19 protein-coding genes and 1 pseudogene are annotated in these 18,732 nt (G+C 49.9%); 6 read left to right on the top strand and 14 right to left on the bottom strand.

Going from position 1 to position 18,732, the window contains the following annotated elements:
• Window positions 1-25: 25 nt before the first annotated feature.
• The 6 genes and pseudogenes from treC to KNO79_RS15695 form a co-directional block, all read right to left on the bottom strand.
• On the bottom strand, window positions 26-1,660 hold the full coding sequence (gene treC / locus KNO79_RS03115) for an alpha,alpha-phosphotrehalase (RefSeq protein ID WP_214690623.1): 1,635 nt from the start codon (window positions 1,658-1,660) through the stop codon (window positions 26-28).
• An 82-nt stretch (window positions 1,661-1,742) separates the two neighbouring features.
• A complete protein-coding gene (treP, locus tag KNO79_RS03110) occupies window positions 1,743-3,191 on the bottom strand; it encodes a PTS system trehalose-specific EIIBC component (protein ID WP_074036194.1) in 1,449 nt (482 codons plus the stop codon).
• A 202-nt stretch (window positions 3,192-3,393) separates the two neighbouring features.
• Complete coding sequence (treR, locus tag KNO79_RS03105) at window positions 3,394-4,101, bottom strand: trehalose operon repressor (protein ID WP_159562677.1); 708 nt, start codon at window positions 4,099-4,101, stop codon at window positions 3,394-3,396.
• A gap of 48 nt (window positions 4,102-4,149) precedes the next feature.
• Window positions 4,150-4,998 carry a DegV family protein gene (locus tag KNO79_RS03100; protein ID WP_214690622.1) on the bottom strand — a complete coding sequence of 283 codons (849 nt, stop codon included), beginning with the start codon at window positions 4,996-4,998 and terminating at the stop codon, window positions 4,150-4,152.
• Between the two features lie 95 nt (window positions 4,999-5,093).
• A pseudogene (locus tag KNO79_RS03095) lies at window positions 5,094-5,769 on the bottom strand (response regulator transcription factor).
• A gap of 28 nt (window positions 5,770-5,797) precedes the next feature.
• On the bottom strand, window positions 5,798-6,922 hold the full coding sequence (locus KNO79_RS15695; RefSeq protein ID WP_196431028.1) for a sensor histidine kinase: 1,125 nt from the start codon (window positions 6,920-6,922) through the stop codon (window positions 5,798-5,800).
• 179 nt (window positions 6,923-7,101) lie between these two features.
• Between KNO79_RS15695 and KNO79_RS03085 the strand changes: the two genes are divergently transcribed.
• The gene (locus KNO79_RS03085) at window positions 7,102-7,743 is read left to right on the top strand and encodes a YigZ family protein (protein ID WP_214690621.1); all 642 of its coding nucleotides are present in this window, start codon (window positions 7,102-7,104) and stop codon (window positions 7,741-7,743) included.
• 41 nt (window positions 7,744-7,784) lie between these two features.
• The gene (locus KNO79_RS03080; protein ID WP_159562681.1) at window positions 7,785-8,792 is read left to right on the top strand and encodes an LCP family protein; all 1,008 of its coding nucleotides are present in this window, start codon (window positions 7,785-7,787) and stop codon (window positions 8,790-8,792) included.
• Window positions 8,793-8,833: 41 nt separating this feature from the next.
• Here KNO79_RS03080 and KNO79_RS03075 read toward each other — a convergent pair whose 3' ends face one another.
• The 5 genes from KNO79_RS03075 to KNO79_RS03055 all read right to left on the bottom strand — a co-directional run bounded on the left by KNO79_RS03075 (window position 8,834) and on the right by KNO79_RS03055 (window position 12,964).
• Window positions 8,834-9,886, bottom strand: a complete 1,053-nt coding sequence (locus KNO79_RS03075) for a glycosyltransferase family 4 protein (protein ID WP_012726994.1) — start codon at window positions 9,884-9,886, stop codon at window positions 8,834-8,836.
• A gap of 122 nt (window positions 9,887-10,008) precedes the next feature.
• Window positions 10,009-10,416 carry a Rok-like winged helix domain-containing protein gene (locus KNO79_RS03070; RefSeq protein ID WP_074036184.1) on the bottom strand — a complete coding sequence of 136 codons (408 nt, stop codon included), beginning with the start codon at window positions 10,414-10,416 and terminating at the stop codon, window positions 10,009-10,011.
• Between the two features lie 217 nt (window positions 10,417-10,633).
• Window positions 10,634-11,299, bottom strand: coding sequence for a beta-phosphoglucomutase (gene pgmB, locus KNO79_RS03065; protein WP_074036182.1), 666 nt, complete (start codon window positions 11,297-11,299; stop codon window positions 10,634-10,636).
• A 199-nt stretch (window positions 11,300-11,498) separates the two neighbouring features.
• Window positions 11,499-11,834, bottom strand: coding sequence for an Asp23/Gls24 family envelope stress response protein (locus KNO79_RS03060; protein WP_012726997.1), 336 nt, complete (start codon window positions 11,832-11,834; stop codon window positions 11,499-11,501).
• Between the two features lie 74 nt (window positions 11,835-11,908).
• Entirely contained in the window at window positions 11,909-12,964 is a 1,056-nt protein-coding gene (locus KNO79_RS03055; protein WP_012726998.1) for an acyltransferase family protein, read from the bottom strand.
• 326 nt (window positions 12,965-13,290) lie between these two features.
• Here KNO79_RS03055 and KNO79_RS03050 point away from each other — a divergent pair, with 326 nt between their 5' ends.
• Window positions 13,291-13,779 carry a hypothetical protein gene (locus KNO79_RS03050; protein ID WP_214690620.1) on the top strand — a complete coding sequence of 163 codons (489 nt, stop codon included), beginning with the start codon at window positions 13,291-13,293 and terminating at the stop codon, window positions 13,777-13,779.
• A 5-nt stretch (window positions 13,780-13,784) separates the two neighbouring features.
• On the opposite strand, the gene KNO79_RS03045 is transcribed toward KNO79_RS03050, so the two are convergent.
• Both KNO79_RS03045 and KNO79_RS03040 read right to left on the bottom strand, forming a co-directional pair.
• Window positions 13,785-14,384, bottom strand: a complete 600-nt coding sequence (locus KNO79_RS03045; RefSeq protein ID WP_214690619.1) for an alpha/beta hydrolase — start codon at window positions 14,382-14,384, stop codon at window positions 13,785-13,787.
• Window positions 14,381-15,325 carry a ring-cleaving dioxygenase gene (locus KNO79_RS03040; protein ID WP_214690618.1) on the bottom strand — a complete coding sequence of 315 codons (945 nt, stop codon included), beginning with the start codon at window positions 15,323-15,325 and terminating at the stop codon, window positions 14,381-14,383. Before KNO79_RS03040 ends, KNO79_RS03045 begins: the two co-directional genes overlap by 4 nt.
• Before the next feature lie 117 nt (window positions 15,326-15,442).
• Between KNO79_RS03040 and KNO79_RS03035 the strand changes: the two genes are divergently transcribed.
• From KNO79_RS03035 to KNO79_RS03025, 3 genes are all read left to right on the top strand, one after another.
• Window positions 15,443-16,333 carry an ABC transporter ATP-binding protein gene (locus tag KNO79_RS03035; RefSeq protein WP_012727001.1) on the top strand — a complete coding sequence of 297 codons (891 nt, stop codon included), beginning with the start codon at window positions 15,443-15,445 and terminating at the stop codon, window positions 16,331-16,333.
• Complete coding sequence (locus KNO79_RS03030; RefSeq protein WP_214690617.1) at window positions 16,323-17,516, top strand: ABC transporter permease; 1,194 nt, start codon at window positions 16,323-16,325, stop codon at window positions 17,514-17,516. Before KNO79_RS03035 ends, KNO79_RS03030 begins: the two co-directional genes overlap by 11 nt.
• A 64-nt stretch (window positions 17,517-17,580) precedes the next feature.
• Window positions 17,581-18,006: a hypothetical protein gene (locus KNO79_RS03025; protein ID WP_214690616.1), complete on the top strand. Its 426-nt coding sequence runs from the start codon at window positions 17,581-17,583 to the stop codon at window positions 18,004-18,006.
• A gap of 67 nt (window positions 18,007-18,073) precedes the next feature.
• Here KNO79_RS03025 and KNO79_RS03020 read toward each other — a convergent pair whose 3' ends face one another.
• Window positions 18,074-18,673, bottom strand: coding sequence for a helix-turn-helix domain-containing protein (locus tag KNO79_RS03020; protein WP_047795040.1), 600 nt, complete (start codon window positions 18,671-18,673; stop codon window positions 18,074-18,076).
• Window positions 18,674-18,732: the final 59 nt, after the last annotated feature.

Genomic DNA, 18,732 nt, shown 5'->3' with positions numbered 1-18,732 from the left:
CGACGAAAAAGTCGGGTCCCATCTGTTAAATCTGTTTATAGAACATGATCGCCTCATATGGACGAAGAGACAACGACATTCCGTCGAGCTCAGGCACGTCGTAGTTGTGACTGACGACGTTCACCCGCTCGAATCCTTCTGGAATCGTGTACGTCGTTTCAATTCCATAGAAGTTGGCGACGACGAGTAGCTCCTCTCGGTCCGTCTTCCGTGTATATGCCCAAACGTCTAGCGAATCAGGAGTAAGAAGCGTGTAGTCTCCGTCCGTCAAAACGTCAAGTTCTTTTCGTAATGCAATCAAGTGTTTGTAGTGGTAGAACACCGAGTTCGGATCACGAAGCGCCGTTTCAACGTTCACGTCCTCATAGTTCGGCGCCACGTTGATCCACGGTGTGCCGCTCGTGAAGCCGGCATGTGTCGTTGCATCCCACTGCATCGGCGTTCGCGAGTTGTCGCGTGACTTCTGTTTGATGGCGGCCATCATGTCATCATGCGACACGCCCTCTTCCCGCTTCAACTTGTAGATGTTGAGCGTTTCGATATCCCGATATTCATCGAGCGAGTCGAAGCCGGGGTTCGTCATCCCGATTTCTTCCCCTTGATAGATGTACGGCGTCCCTTGAAGGCCGTGGAGCACTGTCGCAAGCATCTTCGCGCTCTCGACGCGGTGGTTCGTGTCGTTCCCAAAACGGCTGACGACACGTGGTTGGTCATGGTTGCACCAGAAGATGGCGTTCCATCCTTTCCCGTGCATCCCACGTTGCCACGTCGACATGATGTCTTTTAATTGAACGAAATCGAACGGCGCCGCGATGAATTTCTCGCCGTTCGGATAGTCGACTTTCAAGTGGTGGAAGCTGAACGTCATGCTGAGCTCGTTCTCGTCCGGGTTTGAATAGCGTACGCAGTGATCGAGCGTCGTCGAAGACATCTCCCCGACCGTGATGACGTCATGCCCATCAAATACTTCTCGGTTCATTTCTTTTAAATATTCGTGGATGCGTGGACCGTCCGTATAGAACTTGCGACCGTCCGATGCGTCTTCTGGGAAGTTCTGTTCTTTTGAAATGAGGTTGATGACGTCGAGACGGAATCCTTTGATTCCTTTTTTACGCCAGAACCGCATCATCTCGTAGACGTCCTCGCGCATCTGTTCATTCTCCCAGTTCAGGTCAGCTTGTGTCACGTCGAACAAGTGGAGATAATATTGTCCGCTCTTCTCATCATATTCCCACGCATTCCCACCGAACTTCGATTCCCAGTTCGTCGGTTCGTCGCGCCAGATGTAGTAGTCACGGTACCGCTCGTCTCCCGCCAATGATTTTTGGAACCATTCGTGCTCGGTCGAAGAGTGGTTGACGACGATGTCCATCATGAGGCCGATGCCCCGCGCCTCTGCTTCACGGATCAATTCGTCGAGGTCCTCCATCGTTCCGTAAGACGGGTCGATGGCATAATAATCACTCACGTCATAGCCATTATCGTGTTGAGGTGACTGATAGACAGGCGTCATCCAAATGTATTCGATGCCGAGTTCTGCCAAGTAATCCAGCTTCGCCGTCACCCCTTTGATCGATCCGGTCGCGTTCCCTTCCGGACTGTAAAAACTTTTCGGGTAAATTTGATAGACGACTGATTTGCGCCAATTTTTCTGTGTCATCAACGACATCTCCTTTTTGTAAGAGTTTTCATTTCAATAGGAAAAAGGGAAGAACTGCCGTCCCTCCCTCCCGAGTCATTACTTATGCGACTTTGTTTTCTTCAAGTTCACCTTTCTTCATGTAACGCTTCGACAAGATGAAAGTGAGCGCGAACGGAACGATGATCGCGATGACCATGCCCACGATGAAGAGAAGGATCTTATCTGTGAAGATTGAGAGGAATCCAGGGAGTCCTCCGACACCGATGGCGATTGCTTGCACATCGTTCAATGTGATAAAGATAGCAGCGATTGCCGACCCGATCATAGCTGAGTAGAACGGGAATTTATTTGGTAAGTTGACCCCGAACATGGCCGGCTCTGTGATTCCGAAATAAGCCGAGATGGCTGAAGTCGATGCCATGCTCTTTTGTTTCGCGTTGTGCTTGTAGACGAAGAACATCGCGAGTGCGGCCGAACCTTGAGCAATGTTTGAGAGTGCGATCATCGGCCAGATGAACGTACCGCCTGTATCTGCGATCAACTGAAGGTCGATGGCGATGAACAAGTGGTGCATCCCGGTGACGACGAGCGGTGCGTAGAACAATCCGAAGAGGAGTGCCCCGACGACCGGTACGGCTTCGAACGTGTTGACGAGTCCTGTCGCGATCACGTTCCCGATTCCACGAGTGACCGGTCCAACGATTGCGAGTGCGAGGAATCCTGTGACAACGATTGTTGTGATTGGAACGACCAAGAGTTGGATGGCGTTCGGTACACGTTTTTTCAAGAACATCTCGATTTGGCTCAAGATATAGGCAGCGGCGAGTACCGGCAAGATTTGACCTTGGTAGCCGACTTTCTCGATTTCGAAGAGTCCGAGGATATCAAACGTCGGGACATCTCCTTCAAGTGCTGCCGTTCCGTAGCCCCATGCATTCAAGAGGTCCGGGTGAACGAGCAAGAGACCCATGACGATCCCGAGTACTTCGCTCCCACCGAATCGTTTCGTCGCCGACCAACCGACGAGTGCAGGTAAGAACACGAATGACGTATTCGCCATCATGTTGATGAGATCCCAAAGTCCTTGCAGGTTCGGATACGCCTCGATGAGCGTTTGTCCTTCGATGAAGAGACCTTCCGATGCAAGTAAGTTGTTGATCCCCATAAGGAGACCGGCTACGATGATGGCTGGAATGATTGGCATAAAGACGTCAGAGAAGACTTTGACGAGTTTTTGAAGCGGATTCATTTTTTTGCCGCCCGCAGATTTGACCTCGGCGACCGTCGCCGCCTCAAGTCCAGCGAGCTTGATGAACTCGGCATAGACGCGATCGACATCGCCGGCTCCGATGACGATTTGATACACGCCGGAGTTCTCGAACGCCCCTTTGACGAGGTCGATTTCTTTCACGCGTGCCTCATCGACTTTTGATTGATCCTTGAGGGAGAGACGTAGACGCGTCACACAGTGCGCGGCCTTGTCCACGTTGTCTTTGCCCCCGATCGCTTCTAAGATCTCAGCGGCAATTTGACGATAATCTGCCTTCATGTTGAATGTCCTCCTTTGTTTGAAAACTGTAAATGAAAACGGTTACTTATGAGTACAAACAAAGTATAACTTATCTATATAAGTTAAGTCAACAACTTATATATACAAGTTAAACATGAAAGTTTTGCGTCGTGATTTACTGTTAAAATTCCCCTATTTTGACTTAGGACAAACAAAAAACCCCTTCCTGTACGAAAGAGGTTTACCTACGGGCGACGTCGCTAAACTGGAACTTGTCCAATCGGTGACGCGACTCCGTATATTCAAATTGTTGTCCTTCATATAAGAACGTATCGTTCGTGATGACGATGACGTATTCATAGTCATGCAAGTCGAGCCGTTTCCGGTCAAGTTCCGTCACGTCTTCAGCTGCAATCTTCCGTTTCGCATAGCTGATTTGTAGCCCAAGCTCATCTTCGATATATCCATAAATCGATCGAGCCGCAATCTCTTCTGTCAGACCGGGGACGAGATCTTTGACGAAATAGTTGATATCTAAGATAACGTTCTCCCCGTCAAAGTTTCGAACCCGTTCGATGCGAAACACATGCGTCCCTGGCGCTAAGTTCATCCGTTCGGCGAGCCATGTCGGGGCTTCTATCTCTTCGAACGAAGCGACGTGGGTCTGAATGGAACGACCGAGCATGCTCGCGTAGACCTCTGAAAAACTGACGATGCCATTGAATTGAAACTCGATCTGGTCACGTTTCAACACGAACACGCCTTTTCCATGATGCTTCCGGACATACCCGTTCTCCTGTAAAAGATCGAGCGCTTTCCGGACCGTCCCCCGGCTGGCCTCGAACTGATGCATCAACTCGGTTTCAGACGGAAGCTTTGAGTCAGCGGGTCTCGTGCCATTTCGCATCTCTTCTGCCAGACGCTCAAAGATTTGGCGATATTTCGCCATTTCATTCCCTCCTCCATTGAAAAAGACGACCTTAGACGGTCGTCTCTCTTACCATTCGCGACGATACCACGTGATGCCGATTGCACCAGGTCCGAGATGCGTTCCGATGACGGGACCGAAATGGCTTCCCGAGATGTGTGCTTTCGGAAACTTCTGCTTCATCGAAGCGATCTCTTCCGCCTGACGCTCCGGGCAGTTGGCGTGAATGATACCAATGCAGTACCCTTCGCCGTCCCCGGCAATCGATTCGTCCATCATCTCTTCGATTCGGCGTACGGCCTTCTTGTATGTCCGAATCTTCTCGAACGGGACGATCAATTTATCTTGGAAATGAAGGACCGGTTTGATTTGCAAGAACGATCCGACGAGCGCTTGCGCCGCACTCAATCGTCCGCCGCGTTGTAAATGGTCGAGGTCATCGACGACGAAGTACGCGCGAATCGAATCACGGACCGCTTCAAGTCGGGCGATGATTTCTTCTGGTGTCGCCCCGTTGTCACGGAGGTGAAGGGCCTCTTCGACCATGAACGCTTGCGGCATACACGAAATCTCTGAGTCAAACGCATGAACCGTCACATCGACCATGTCATTTAGCGCGACCATCGATTGGTACGTTCCGCTGATTCCACTGGAGAGCGTGATCGCAATCACGTCCGTCACATCGTCCGGCAAGCTTTCAATCAATTCCACCGTCTCACCGATGACCGGTTGCGACGTCGTCGGCAGGTTACCCGCCTCGATACGCTCATAAAACGCCTCGGTCGACATATCAATCGACTCGCGGTACGACGCGCCATCGAAGATGACACTGAGTGGTGCGACATGGACGTCATGTCGCGCCAAAAAATCATCCGACAGATAGGCGGTACTGTCGGTTAAAATCGCAATGTTTCCCATACTATATCCTCACTTTACGTCGTTTCATTTTTCCAATTATGTTAGGATTCCATTCCATATTGTAACACAAAAACGAGGTAAAGCATCGGTGACGCTCAAATCTCGACCCAACCCCGGCGAATCGCATCCACGACGGCTTGCGTCCGGTCGTTCACGTCCATTTTACGAAGTACGGAGGAGACGTGGTTTTTGACCGTCTTCTCACTGATAAACAGCATGTCACTGATGTCTCGGTTCGAGCGACCGTCGGCGAGAAGGTGCAACACCTCGACCTCACGGCGCGACAATAATTGATAGACCGGGTCATCTGTACGGCTCTCGACGCCACGTCCCGCCTGTTCCCCTTTGAATTGTAAGAGACGGCGGTAATCCTTCAGTACGTTCGTTGTCACTTTCGGATGAAGATACGCCCCATCCTTTGCGACGGCACGGACTGCCGAGATCAATTCTGTCGATGCGACTTCTTTTAGATGCCCCCGCTTCAAGCGCATGTGTGATATACGACTCATCATCATGGATTGACAGAATGAGGACACGTGTCTCTGGTGAAAGAAGTGACAGTTGCTTCGTCGCCTCGATTCCGTTCATGTCCGGCATGTTGATATCCATAATTAGAATTTCCGGTTTTTGCTCGCCAGCGATGCGGATTGCTTCGCGTCCCGTACGCCCTTCGGCGACAACTTTAAATTCATCCTCCAAATCAAAAATCCGCTTCAATCCCTCGCGGAACAGTTCGTGATCATCCACGATCGCAATGCGTGTCTGTGTCATTTCCATGTATGTCTTCCCCCTTGTTCTCTCACGGAATCGGAATCGACATCCGGACGACTGTCCCTTTGCCGACTTCCGAGTCGATGGTGATGCTTCCGTTCACCAATTCAATTCGTTCGCGCATTCCGACAATCCCAAACGACTCTTCGCCAATTGCGCTCGGTTCAAACCCGATGCCATAGTCGCGGACGTGGATGTGAATCACGTCGCTCGCTTGCTCGACATTGACGATGATTTCGGCTGTTTTTGCATGTTTGATCGCATTTTGTACCGATTCTTGAACGAGACGGAACACGTTAATCTCCAGCTTCTCCGGTAATCGCGCACGCGACCCTCGATAGTTGAGACGTGTCTTGATTGCCGTATACTCCTCCGTTTGATGGAGATAGCGCTCGAGCGTCGGCAAAAAGCCTAAATCATCAAGCGACATCGGACGTAAATCATAAATCAAACGACGGACGTCGACGAGCGCCCCACGAATTAGCTTTTTCAATTCATGTAATTCGGCAAATGCCTCATCTTTTCCTCGTTTATCAAATGTCTTTTCAATCAGGTCGGCCCGTATCAGAATATGAGCAAGCGATTGCGCTGGACCATCGTGCATCTCGCGGGCGAGATGGCGCCGTTCGCGCTCAGCCGCTTCGAATACGCCGATGGCCATCTCTTGTTTTTTCATCATGTCCGAATACTCTTGCTGTAAGTCATCCCGTAAGAAGTTCAAGACGACACTCACGCGACCAATCAACTTTTCGGCACGTTCGATCGTGTCCTCTAAGATGAGCAGACGACGCTCTAAGTCGTTCCGGCGTTGCTGTGCCGCCATCTCTTCTTTTTGGACAAGAAAGCGTTCGAGTTGCATTTGATTTGCCCGTTCGTAGGCTTCGCGAATTTCTTGTTCACTATGTATATGAAACTTTTTACTGACTTGAACGAGCTTGGCCTTTGCAGCTTTCACGAGTCGGTCGAGTCGATCGGACTCCTCGATGTAGAACTCGATTTTATCCGTCAATTCTTTTAACTCGTTTTGAATTGCTGAATATTCAGTTGCAGAACTTTCGGTTATACGGACAATCTCCTCTTTACTTTCCGTCACCGTTTCAATCATATTTGTTATGATATGTTCTAAAGCTGTCCGATCGGTAATATGATTCACGATGCCATCCCCTAATAGTTCGGTAGTTAATCCTCATCTATTCTTATATATCGTCCCACTCTAAACAGGTTTACAGCGGACATGAGAGATTTTCTATAATTCCATTCGCTATAAATAGCGTATGTGCCTACTTGAATTCTAAAAAAAATATTTAAAAATAGAAAGGAGAATTTTCAGAAATGTCTATTGAGTCAAATTATACTATAAAACAAAGTGGAACATACGAAGTCGTTATCCAAAAATCAAAATTTATTGCTCATTTCAAACGTGTCGAAACAGAGGAAGAGGCGCAGGCGTTTATCCAAGCCACCAAGAAAGAGAATTGGAATGCAAACCATAACTGTTCCGCCTATATCATCGGGGAACGGAACGAGCACCAAAAAGCGAACGACGACGGTGAGCCGAGCGGTACGGCCGGCATGCCGATGCTCGAGGTGTTACGCAAACGCCACTTGAAAGATACGGTCGTCGTCGTGACACGTTATTTCGGTGGAATCAAGCTCGGTGGCGGCGGACTTATTCGTGCCTACGGTGGAACTGTAAGCGAAGGACTTGATGCGATCGGCATCGTCGAACGCCTACCGATGCAACAATTGACACTCACCGTCGACTATACATGGATTGGGAAAGTCGAAAACGAGTTGAGACAGTCTAGCTATCTGCTCGATGACATCATCTACGCGGACCTCGTCACGTTTCATGTCTCGGTACCCGTGGAAGAGAAAGAGGAGGCGCTCGCTTGGCTGACAGACATGACGAACGGTCAAGGTCAGCTTCAAACTCATGGGATCCGCATCATCGAACGTGATTTCAAACGCTGAAACGCCTATACTAAAAGAAACGACTGAAATGAGGAAACAACATGAAAACACCCCCACGCAAGAAAAGATCACCTTGGAAAATTGTCCTCATCGTGTTGGGTGTCGTATTGCTCATCGGTGGTTCCGCTTTCGGCTATTTTGTCTTCAAAGCGAATGAAACCGCCGAAAACGCGAACAAGGCGTTGGAACGTGGCGACAAGTCAGAACGTCGCGACGAGACCATCGACTTGACGAAAGATCACTTTTCCGTCCTGTTAGCAGGAGTCGATGGCGGCGCCTCGCTCGAGGAAGGACGGACTGATTCGCTCATGGTCGCCACGTTCAACAAGGAATCGCGGCAAGTGACGCTCGTCAGCATCCCACGCGACTCATATGTCGACATCATCATCGACGATGAGGATCCGTTCAAAGACAAGATCAACCATGCTTACGCTTACGGAGGCATTGACACGACCATCGCGACCGTCGAGAACCTGCTCGACATCCCAATCGATTACTATGCGACCATCAACTTTGATGGAATCGAAGATTTGGTCGATGCGGTCGGTGGCGTCGAGATCGATGTCCTCATCCCCATCTCTGGAAAAGCGACCGGAAATGTCGAGCTAGAGCCTGGCGTTCAAGTCTTGAACGGAAAAGAAGCACTTGCCTATGCCCGGATGCGGAAGCAAGACCCTGCCGGCGACATCGGTCGAGCCGGTCGACAACAGCAAGTTATCGAGGCCATCATCAATGAGGCGACGACCATCAACTCGTTTACGAAGCTGAACCGGATCATGAATGCTGTCGGCGAGAACATCCGGACGAACATGACGTTGTCAGAGGCCTCACAACTTCAGCCTTACGCAAAATCGCTGAAGTCGTTCAACCGCGAAACACTTGAAGGGACGGACCTGACGCTGAACGGGGTCTACTATTATGAAATCGACCCGGCTGACCTTCGTGACGCCCAGGCCCTTCTCCAGACGGAGCTCGGCATGCCCGTTACAGCGGATGAACCATCAACTGACGAAACAGACGATACGATGACTGAGACAATCACTTACTAAAACAATAATAGCCAGTATCGCGCGGCGATACTGGCTATTTTTTAGGTTCGCGGTCGACCGAGCAGTCGTCGGGACGTGCGAATAATCGGTTTATAATTTGGATGAATCAGTTCGGTTGATTCCACGATCAATTCAATGACAATCAACACGACGATGAACGTGATGACCGCACCGAGCATCGTCGTCTTGGCGAACAAGATGGATGAGATGCCAAAGAACAAGGTCATCCCGTACATGAGCAAGACGGCTTGCCGTGTCGTGAAGCCCATATCGATCAACTGATGATGCATATGCGATTTATCCGGCGACATCGGCGGTCGCCCTTGGACGAGCCGGCGCACGATGGCGAAAATTGTATCCGAGATCGGCAACCCGAGCAAGAGGACCGGGACGACGAGCGAGAACAATGTCACGTTCTTAAACCCGATGAGCGAGAAGACGGCGAGCATGTACCCGAGGAACAGTGCTCCCGTATCGCCCATAAAGATTTTCGCCGGATAAAAATTATGAACGAGAAACCCGAGCGTACTCGCAAGAAGCAAGAGCGCCATCATCGTCAAATAGACGTTCCCCTGAATGATGGCTAACACGGCAATCGTCCCGAGGGCGATGCTCGACACACCGGCGGCGAGACCATCGAGACCATCAATCAAGTTGATGGCATTCGTGATCCCAATCAGCCAAAGGACGGTGATCGGGATGCTCCATGACCCGAGGTAGAGTTGCTGGTCGAACGGAAGATTGATGAGTTCAATTCGCATCCCCGAGTTCAAGACAACGACCGTCGCAATCATCTGTCCCATCAACTTGACACGGGCTGATAACTGGAACCGGTCATCGATCAGTCCGGTAAGGAGAATGACGACAGCGCCAATCAAGATAGCGTCGTTATATCGACTCGTCGGAAGCAGCAAGGCGTAGCCGATGAAAAATGCGATAAAAATCGCGAGACCCCCGATTCGTGGCATCGTCCGTAAATGTACTTTTCGTGCGTTCGGATGATCGACTGCACCGATGAAAAATGCGAATCGACGAACGAGCGGTGTAATCAAGATGGCCATCACAAAACTGACCAACATGGCAATCCATAGCATGGGCCGACAGTTCCTCTCTCAAAAAAATAGACTCTGGCGAATTATATCACATTTTGAATCGAGGAGTGGATATCAGTCCGTTTACAATAAAAGCCGATGAGGCGTTCCCCATCAGCTCTGGATCATGAAAGTGTCGCTGCCACTTCTTCTGTCGGTTCGTATGTATACAAGCCGCGACCAATTTTTTTGATTTCCGGGTTGACCCCTTCAATTTTCACCATCAATTGGTAAATGTTGCTGATGTGATGACGGTAACGAAGTTCAAGTTCCATTTGAATATCACGCACGCTCATCGTCTGACGCTCTTTCAGTAGATCCGTCACTTGATGAACGTACACCTCGAGCGGATAACGCTGGTTCACACGGCGCGGACGTAGGCGTTTTGACGCATCAGTCATGGAGTCCTTATCTTCTCTATCTCGACTCAATTCCGCAATCAAATACTCGGCACGTCGTTGCAATTGGCGATACGACTCCTCAATTTCCATCAATTCTCGATAAATGTGGTCATTGACATTCGTAGATTCCATACACAAATCCCCTTCTACATCCAATTATAATTTGGAATTCCCTAATTTAAATCAGTAATTCCTAATAATCCCTCTATATCTTCTATAAAAGTGTAACGGATTTGTAATGTGTTTGTCATCTCTTTTTGGGCAATTCTGTCTATTTAGGACTTTTGACTCAAAAAAGACGACGACTGTTCGGGGCAGTCGCCGTCTCACGGAAGATGATTGTAGTCATTTACACGTGAACGCGTTCGAGGATGCGTTCAAGTGACAGTTCGTCAGTAGAAGCGACGATGAGGTCTGCATGACCAAGCATCGATTCTTCTCCGACGGCGACAGCAAACATATTTGCCGCTTTGATTGCAGTTACACCGGCAGCCGCGTCTTCAACGCCGATGGCGAGTTCGGGTTTCACGCCAAGGGCAGAAGCGGCCTTCAAAAACACTTCGGGGTGTGGTTTTGATTGGGCGACAGTTGCTGCGTCGACAATATGGTCGAAGTAATGTCGGACCCCAAGTGCGTCAACGACCGCAAATGCGTTCTTTGAAGCAGAAGCCATTCCGATTTTGAGTCCCGCCTCTTTGATTTCATCGAGGAATGAAACGATACCAGGAAGAAGATCGTCGGATGAGATATGTTGAATAAGTTCAACGTAGTGCTCGTTTTTCTTTTGTGCGAGTTCTGCTTTCTCTTCCGGTGTGAAATCGTTTTGTTTACCGCCGAGCGTAAGGATCCGCTCAAGCGACTCAGTCCGACTCACGCCTTTGAGCGTTTCGTTGAATTCGCGGTCAAATGGAATTCCGAGCTCTTCACCGAGCTGCTTCCAAGCGAGGTAATGGTACTCTGCCGTGTCAGTGATGACACCGTCCAAATCGAAAATCACTGCTTCAATCGTTGACATACATGCTTTCCGCCTTTCCTTCAAATGCTTGTGTCGTCAGACTACATTTAGGGAACTTGACAAGTACCCGTCGCACGTTTGGTCAATGATGCAAACGGTTGCACTTGTTCGATTTCTATTATAAATGAAAACGTTCTCTTGATGCAACCGTTTTCGCAAAAATCAAAAAAGAGAAGAGCATGCGCTCTCCCCTTCCTTATTACAGCTGAATGCCGACCACTTTGACGTTCACAGAACGTGGTGTCATCGCAAGCATCGTGTCCATATCTTGCGTGATGCGCTCTTGGACGGCCGTCACCGTTTTGATGATCGACTGTCCGTACGCGATATAAAGCGATAGGTTGATGGTGATGCCTTCGTCCGACTCATCGACTTTCACATGTTTCATGAGCGCACGCTCTGACAATTTCGTATCTTCTTGCGTGAACGAGACGTGTTTCGTTTCTTTGACCGCGACCGCGGCGATCATTTCAACGACGTGACGTGATACGTTCACGTCGCCTTCTGTGCTGTGCATTCCATTTTCGTATGGCATAGGGTCACTTCCTTAACTCTAGTTTCGTTTCTTCTTAATAAAGTGTAGCGGAAATGAAGCGTTTAGAAAAGACTTTACCCTTTTACACCCTTCGTATTTTGGACTCGCTTCACGTCAATCTCGACGAGCGGACGCAAGAGACGGACCATCGGTGGACTGATAATCACGAGGACCATCACAAAGGCGACACCGAACAAGACGAGCAGTTGCATCCAAGATGTCGGCATGAACCCAGCCGGTATAAACGCCTTCCAGGCGACAACAAAGAAGACGTGGACGAGATAGACGTACAGACTATACTGCCCGGCACGCGAAAAAATCGGGAGCTGTCGTCCTGGGATGATGAGCGCGAAACTAATTGACATGAGGAGCGACACCGTATAAACAATCAAAAAGGCGAACGGTCCACTCCACATCGCCTCTGGGACGGCCGTGTCATAGGCAAAACGGAATTTGAACAAGTTCCCGATATGATAGAACGTATCGTCTTGCTGGACCCGCATCGAGACCAAGAGTCCCAGTGTGAGCGTGGTGAAGACAATCGCCCCACCGATGCGATATCGATTCCGGTGCTCGGCCCGTTTCGGTAACTCAAAGAAGTTGAGCGTATTGCGCTCGGACATCCAGTTCCCGATCAAGAAGAACGGATAGAACATGATGACTTTTCGTAACGCGAAATACCCCGTCGCCTCGGCTTGGAATCCGAACAGGAGCGCGAATAATAGTGCATATAACACGTAGCCTTTCAGTTGTGTCACATACGGGGTGATGATGTACCAGAAAATGATGGCCATCAGATACCAAAGCGCCCAGTACGGCTTCAACAAATTCAGACCTGGATTTTCAAGTGAGAAAATCGGAATCCCTTCTGTAAATGCGAACCATGACCCAAGGATGACCTGCCAAATGACATAGACCACGAATAACTGGATTACGCGCAAATAGCGGTTCTCCCGATAAAAGTAACCGCTCAACATGATGAACAACGGCATGTGGAAGGTATACAGGAAAAGATACACCCACTTTGGTAAAATATCGTCATAAGCGCCGCGGACATCGGTCAACAAGTGTCCGAAGACGACGAGTAGGACGAGCACTCCTTTAATATTGTCATACCAATAATTTCTCATAACATTCCCTCTAGTTCTCTATGATGACTGCAATGAAGCTGACCTTCATGTTTTCACGTTCTTTTTATAGACGGAATCCATGAAGGTCATGGAAAAATCCCTCACCTATCATAAGCGATTCCTCTGCTAAGTGAAATTACGTTTCAACAAAATTTTCATGTCTTCACTGTCATCATTCCCATAATTCGAGGAATACAAGCCGAAACGTCAAAAAATCCTCACGATTCAGCATGTTGTGTGCGTATTCAAATAGACGGGATTGGGTACAGTATAGTATAGTGGTGTTACCAAATATTCAGAATATTCTAATAAAGGAGGTGGAGAGAATGGCATCGATCATCCGGAATCGACATCATATGGTGCATGACCCAAAACGTTCATTCTCTAACTTCGGATTCTGGTGGTTCGTCAGCGTCTTTTCCGTCGGATTGCTCTTTGTCGCCTTCGAGTCCGTCCGCAACGGGTTCTCTGCCATTCATCCTGTCTTATCTAGCATGGCTTTCCTCGGTCTCACGTTCGTGCTCGGTGTCTGCGCTAAACTGGCTCGTGACGTCTGGTGGCTCAACTACTTGCTCGAGCGCACCCAAAACCGCTACTTATATATCGGTGGCGACACGCTCCAAAGTTGGCAGTATACGCTCGACTCGATTTGGTTGCTCACGCGCACCTCACAAAAAAAGCTCGGCCGATTGTATATCCAAATCGACCGAACTGTGCGAGCTGAGGAAGCGAAACGTTTATTCGCCGCCTATTTGATTGACCGAGGGGTCCTCGTCGTCTATTCTCGTCCGAACAAACCGAAAAAAATGGCTTGAATGAATCAGTCGAGGTATGCGGCGATCCATGTCCGTGCTGCCTCGACTTCTTCCATACGAAGTTCATGTCCCCCCGAGTGATAGAAGATCTCGACGTCCGCTCCCGCGTTTCGGAGTGTCGACGTCAGCTCTTCTGTTTCTGTTTTCGGGCAAATCGGGTCGCGTTCGCCAGCCGAGATGAACACGTTCGTTCCTAACAAGTCAGGTAGCGTCAATGAACGGTCCGGTACCATCGGGTGGAATAGGAGTGAAGCAGTGAACGCCGGATGACGGTAAAGTGCCGACCCGATTAAATTCGCCCCGTTCGAGTAGCCGAGCGGAATCATCTTATCCCGGTCGATGCCATACGTTGTCGCCGCTTCATCTAAAAAATGAAGGAAGCGCTCTGTCTGTTTCTTTAAATCTTCAAGGTCGAGCACCCCTTCCGCGTGGCGACGGAAGAAACGGGACATCCCGTTTTCAATGACATCCCCTCGAAGCGTTAAAATGTTCGCTTCGGTCGATAGTTCTTTCGCGAGCGGAATCAAATCCTGCTCGGTCCCTCCAGTTCCGTGTAATAAAATGAGTGTCGTATCTTTTGTACCTTGAATGAATTGATGAATCATATGTGTTCTCCTCTCGGTATCGTGATTGCTGGTAGTGTGCGGACGATTTTATCTCGGTTCGCTTCGAGCCATGGTGGCAAGCGCAACGTCTCACCGAGCGTGTCAACGGATTCGTCCACAGTGAATCCAGGTACGTCTGTCGCGAGTTCGTGCAGGATACGTCCGGCATCATGGAAATAGACGGAGCGGAAATAATTTCGTTCTTTCACTTCGGTCGGTCTTAACCCAAGGTCAAAGATGGCGTCTTGCCAGGTCGGATAATGGTCTCCGTCGGTAACGCGCCACGCGATGTGATGAACCGTTCCCGTTCCAGGGACCCCGTTTGGTAAAATCGTTTTCTTCACATCGATGACGTTCCCGTAATCTGCTGACCCTTTCAAACGGATCCACTCTTCATCCTCCGCGACCCGTTCAAAGCCGAACAGTTCCGTCAACAAGCGCACGGTTTCGTCCGGTGCTTTCGACAACAAAGTCGCTCCGGCGAATCCGACAATTGCTTCATGTTCTGTTATACCGGGGATGACCCAGCGTGTCTGTTTAGAGCTCGGTCGGGCGACGAGTTCGACGACGAGTCCGTCCGGGTCTTCAAATAAAAGTGATGCCTCGCTGAACCGTTCAGTGGCGACGGTCGCGATGCCGTGCTGTTGTAGTCTTTCTTCCCAGAACGGTAAACTTCCTGCCGGTACGAGATAAGTCGTCACGCCAACCTGTCCGCTCCCGACCTGCCCTTTCCCTAAGCCCGGGATTGGAAAGAACGTGATCACCGTCCCTGGTGTCCCGACTTCGTCCCCAAAATAGAGATGATACGTACCAGGGTCATCAAAGTTAACGGTCTGTTTCACGAAGCGGAGACCGAGCACCTGTCCATAAAAATCTAGCGTACGTTGCGGGTCTTGCACCATCGACGAAATGTGATGGATTCCCGTAGACTGCGTTTTCATTGTCATCCTCCTTTTATTATCTTGATTTCAAGATAAGTCATTTACCAGAAAAAGTGAAACTTTTTGCTCAAGGTGGCGTACGATAGAAGAAGAGACATTCTAAGGAGGTAATAGAATATGGCATTACATATCGAACGCGTCACCAAGGAGTTTGGTGACTTCAAAGCTGTCGACGACCTCACGTTCCGCGTCCCACAAGGGGAAATGTTTGGTTTGCTCGGTGCAAACGGTGCTGGAAAGACTACGACGTTCCGGATGATCCTCGACATCTTGAAGCCGACCGATGGGAGTATCACGTGGAACGGTAAAGCGGTCGACCATCGCATCGTCGGCTATTTGCCCGAGGAACGTGGCCTGTATCCCAAATCCCAAGTGCGTGAACAGCTCGTCTTTCTCGCAAGCCTAAAGGGCATGCGCGGGAGCGATGCCAAACGCGCGGTCAAGTCATGGCTCGAACGCCTTGAAATTCCTCAATATGAAACGATGCGCGTCGAGCAGCTATCAAAAGGGAATCAACAGAAGATTCAGCTCGTCGCCGCCCTGCTCCATAACCCGGAACTCGTCATCTTAGACGAACCGTTCAGCGGCCTCGACCCGGTTAACGTTGAAATCCTGAAGCGTGAAGTTCTCGCGTTGCGTGACGCCGGGACGACCATCGTCTTCTCGAGTCATCGAATGGAGCATGTCGAAGAATTGTGTCAACACGTCGGTATCTTGAAAGGTGGCCGTGCCGTCGTGAGCGGTGATGTCCCAACAATCAAATCACGCTACGAGGAGCCTGCCCTCTTTATTGAAACGGACCAGATCCACATTCTTGAGTCGCTCCCAGTCGTGGAGACAATCGAGCCTTACAAATCCGGTCATCTAGTACGCTTACATTCTTTCGAAGATAGTGACGCCGTCCTGTCGGCACTCGTCCGTCATCAGGCGAACGTGAAGACGTTCATGCGCCAACCGGTATCGCTCAATGACATCTTCATCAAGGAGGTCGGTCAACATGTTTCATAACTTTGGACCGCTTTATGCGTTCACACTCAAATCGAGAATTCGTTCAAAAGCATTCCTCATCTCGACGGCGTTAACCATCCTGTTCATCTTCGGGTTTACGAACATCGACCGCATCATGTCTACGTTTGAGGATTCCGAGCAAGCGAGCGCACTCGTCGTGTCTGAGAACAAAGAAATCGTCGACACGATGAAATCACTCGGCTATGAAGACGTCGCCTCTAGCGAAATTACGGAAGAAGAGGCACGGACCGGCATCAACGACGGAGAGTATGGGGTCGTCGCTTTTGTTGACGGCTATGATGCTCGCGTTATCTCCGAACGCCCGGAGCAGGAGTTCACGACCCTCTTGCAAACATCCTTACAACAGTTGCGCAATGCGGAATTGATTGAATCGTCCGATGTCGACCCGACCGTCATCGCTGCCCTCAGCGAACCGATCCAACTCGACGAGTCCTATCTCGGACGCGGTGGAGAGAACTCGGATGAGCTCCTCTCGTCTTCGGCGCTCGTTTACGTCATGTTGATGCTCCTGTACATTTCGATCATCACGTACGGATCGATGATTTCAACAGAAGTGACGACGGAGAAGTCATCGCGTGTCATGGAGCTCATCATCTCGACGACTCATCCGGTGACCCATATGCTTGCGAAAGTGACCGCTATCGGGACACTCGCCCTCATCCAAATCGGAATCTTCCTTGGGTTTGGTTATGTAAGTGCGAGTGGTAGCGAACTGGCGACGACGGTCATCGAGAACGCCGGCAACGCACGGGCTGTCATCTATCTACTCGTCTTCTTCTTGCTCGGGTACTTGTTGTACGCCTCACTCTTCGCTGTCCTCGGTTCACTTGTCAGCCGTGTCGAAGAGTCACAACAAATGGTCATGCCGGTCATCATGCTCCTCGTCGCTGCGTTCTTAGTCGCGATGTTTGGATTGAACAACCCGGATGCGACCATCGTGACCATTCTCTCGTTCGTCCCGTTCTTCGCTCCGATGCTCATGTTCCTTCGCGTCATGCTCGTCGATGTGGCCGTATGGGAAGTGGCGCTTTCGATTGGGTTACTCATCGGAACGATTGGTATCACACTGTGGATTGGCTCGAAATTCTATCGTGGCGGCGTCTTGTTCTATGGAACAAACGCTATTAAACAATGGCGACAAATATTACAAAACCGTCAATAACGTTTACAGCAAATTCGTTTTCGTTTACTCTAAAGAATGTGCAAAATGAGGAGGAAAACGAACTATGCGATCACGATTACTCGCAGCCTTAATCTTTACGTTTATGACGACGCTCACGACGTTCATCTGTTATACCGTCTTCTTAGACGCGGATGCGTTATGGCAAATTCTGCTTGCCTATGCAGGCAGTGCGTTCATCGGAACGCTCGCGTTTTGGTATCCGGTCAGCAGACGCTCTCAAACGTCCCGCTTCGGTGGCGCATGGATCGGCATCATGATTACTGCAACGACACTCATTGGCTTCACCGTCATCCGCTTCACATTCCGCGGGGACGCAGCAGCATTGCTCGACTGGCAAACGATGCTGGCGAGTCTTGCCTACACATTCGGTTATGTCGGATGGGTGCTCACAATCTTGAATATCGTGCTCGGTTTCTTACTCGCCGGCACACGTCCAAAAGTACGCTACGAAGCGCGTCCGATGCGCTGATTGAAGTGACCAGGGGATTCTCCTGGTCACTTTTTTGTGCACAAAAAAACCGTAGAATGCTCCACGGTCATTGCAATTTATACGATTTATCCACGACACCATACTCCGCGTACTGGAATGAGTTGTCTGCGAATTGGTCTGGGACAAGCCGTTCCACATAGCGTGCGAACGGGACGATGTGACGCGTCGTGTCATGTGACCGTCCGAGATCAAGCACCGCATCGACGAGCGCTTCGAGTGCATGGTGTGACGTCGGTTCCTCGTCTTCTTTGAAAATGCGATGTAACTCCTCTTCGTGCATCAAGTCAAAGATGCGCATCCGCTCTTCGAGTTGCCGTTGCATTTCTTCGACGGACTTCCCGTGCATCGCTTCTTCATAGGCGAGCTTCATCTGTTCGAGTTCCGGTACTTTTCCTCGCATGAGTACTTTGAGCGACTCTCCCGTCCAAATATGGCGGGCCAAATAGTTCGGGTCGATTTGCAAAGCGTCTGCGAGCGCCTCTATGTAAGGCATGGTCGGATAGACCTCACTCAATTCGGTACGTCGGATAAAGTACGGTGCGACACCAATCTGTTCTGCAAGCGTCTCAATCGACAATCCGGCCCGTTCCCGTAATATTCGAATCCGATCCCCGTATCCCCGGTATGGTGCATTTTTTCCATCCATCTCAATTCCCCCTTCCCTCTCTTCATTATAATTCCCGCATTCGCAAAAAAATACTCGGA

Origin of the sequence: Exiguobacterium sp. s43 (assembly GCF_018617255.1) — a bacterium.
Classification (GTDB): domain Bacteria; phylum Bacillota; class Bacilli; order Exiguobacteriales; family Exiguobacteriaceae; genus Exiguobacterium; species Exiguobacterium profundum.
This window is presented reverse-complemented; position numbering and strand designations above follow the sequence as displayed.

Coding starts and splice junctions, on each gene's coding strand:
- treC (WP_214690623.1), bottom strand. CDS start 1,660: ATGACACAGAAAAATTGGCGCAAATCAGTCGTCTATCAAATTTACCCG.
- treP (WP_074036194.1), bottom strand. CDS start 3,191: ATGAAGGCAGATTATCGTCAAATTGCCGCTGAGATCTTAGAAGCGATC.
- treR (WP_159562677.1), bottom strand. CDS start 4,101: ATGGCGAAATATCGCCAAATCTTTGAGCGTCTGGCAGAAGAGATGCGA.
- KNO79_RS03100 (WP_214690622.1), bottom strand. CDS start 4,998: ATGGGAAACATTGCGATTTTAACCGACAGTACCGCCTATCTGTCGGAT.
- KNO79_RS03085 (WP_214690621.1), top strand. CDS start 7,102: ATGTCTATTGAGTCAAATTATACTATAAAACAAAGTGGAACATACGAA.
- KNO79_RS03080 (WP_159562681.1), top strand. CDS start 7,785: ATGAAAACACCCCCACGCAAGAAAAGATCACCTTGGAAAATTGTCCTC.
- KNO79_RS03075 (WP_012726994.1), bottom strand. CDS start 9,886: ATGCTATGGATTGCCATGTTGGTCAGTTTTGTGATGGCCATCTTGATT.
- KNO79_RS03070 (WP_074036184.1), bottom strand. CDS start 10,416: ATGGAATCTACGAATGTCAATGACCACATTTATCGAGAATTGATGGAA.
- pgmB (WP_074036182.1), bottom strand. CDS start 11,299: ATGTCAACGATTGAAGCAGTGATTTTCGATTTGGACGGTGTCATCACT.
- KNO79_RS03060 (WP_012726997.1), bottom strand. CDS start 11,834: ATGCCATACGAAAATGGAATGCACAGCACAGAAGGCGACGTGAACGTA.
- KNO79_RS03055 (WP_012726998.1), bottom strand. CDS start 12,964: ATGAGAAATTATTGGTATGACAATATTAAAGGAGTGCTCGTCCTACTC.
- KNO79_RS03050 (WP_214690620.1), top strand. CDS start 13,291: ATGGCATCGATCATCCGGAATCGACATCATATGGTGCATGACCCAAAA.
- KNO79_RS03045 (WP_214690619.1), bottom strand. CDS start 14,384: ATGATTCATCAATTCATTCAAGGTACAAAAGATACGACACTCATTTTA.
- KNO79_RS03040 (WP_214690618.1), bottom strand. CDS start 15,325: ATGAAAACGCAGTCTACGGGAATCCATCACATTTCGTCGATGGTGCAA.
- KNO79_RS03035 (WP_012727001.1), top strand. CDS start 15,443: ATGGCATTACATATCGAACGCGTCACCAAGGAGTTTGGTGACTTCAAA.
- KNO79_RS03030 (WP_214690617.1), top strand. CDS start 16,323: ATGTTTCATAACTTTGGACCGCTTTATGCGTTCACACTCAAATCGAGA.
- KNO79_RS03025 (WP_214690616.1), top strand. CDS start 17,581: ATGCGATCACGATTACTCGCAGCCTTAATCTTTACGTTTATGACGACG.
- KNO79_RS03020 (WP_047795040.1), bottom strand. CDS start 18,673: ATGGATGGAAAAAATGCACCATACCGGGGATACGGGGATCGGATTCGA.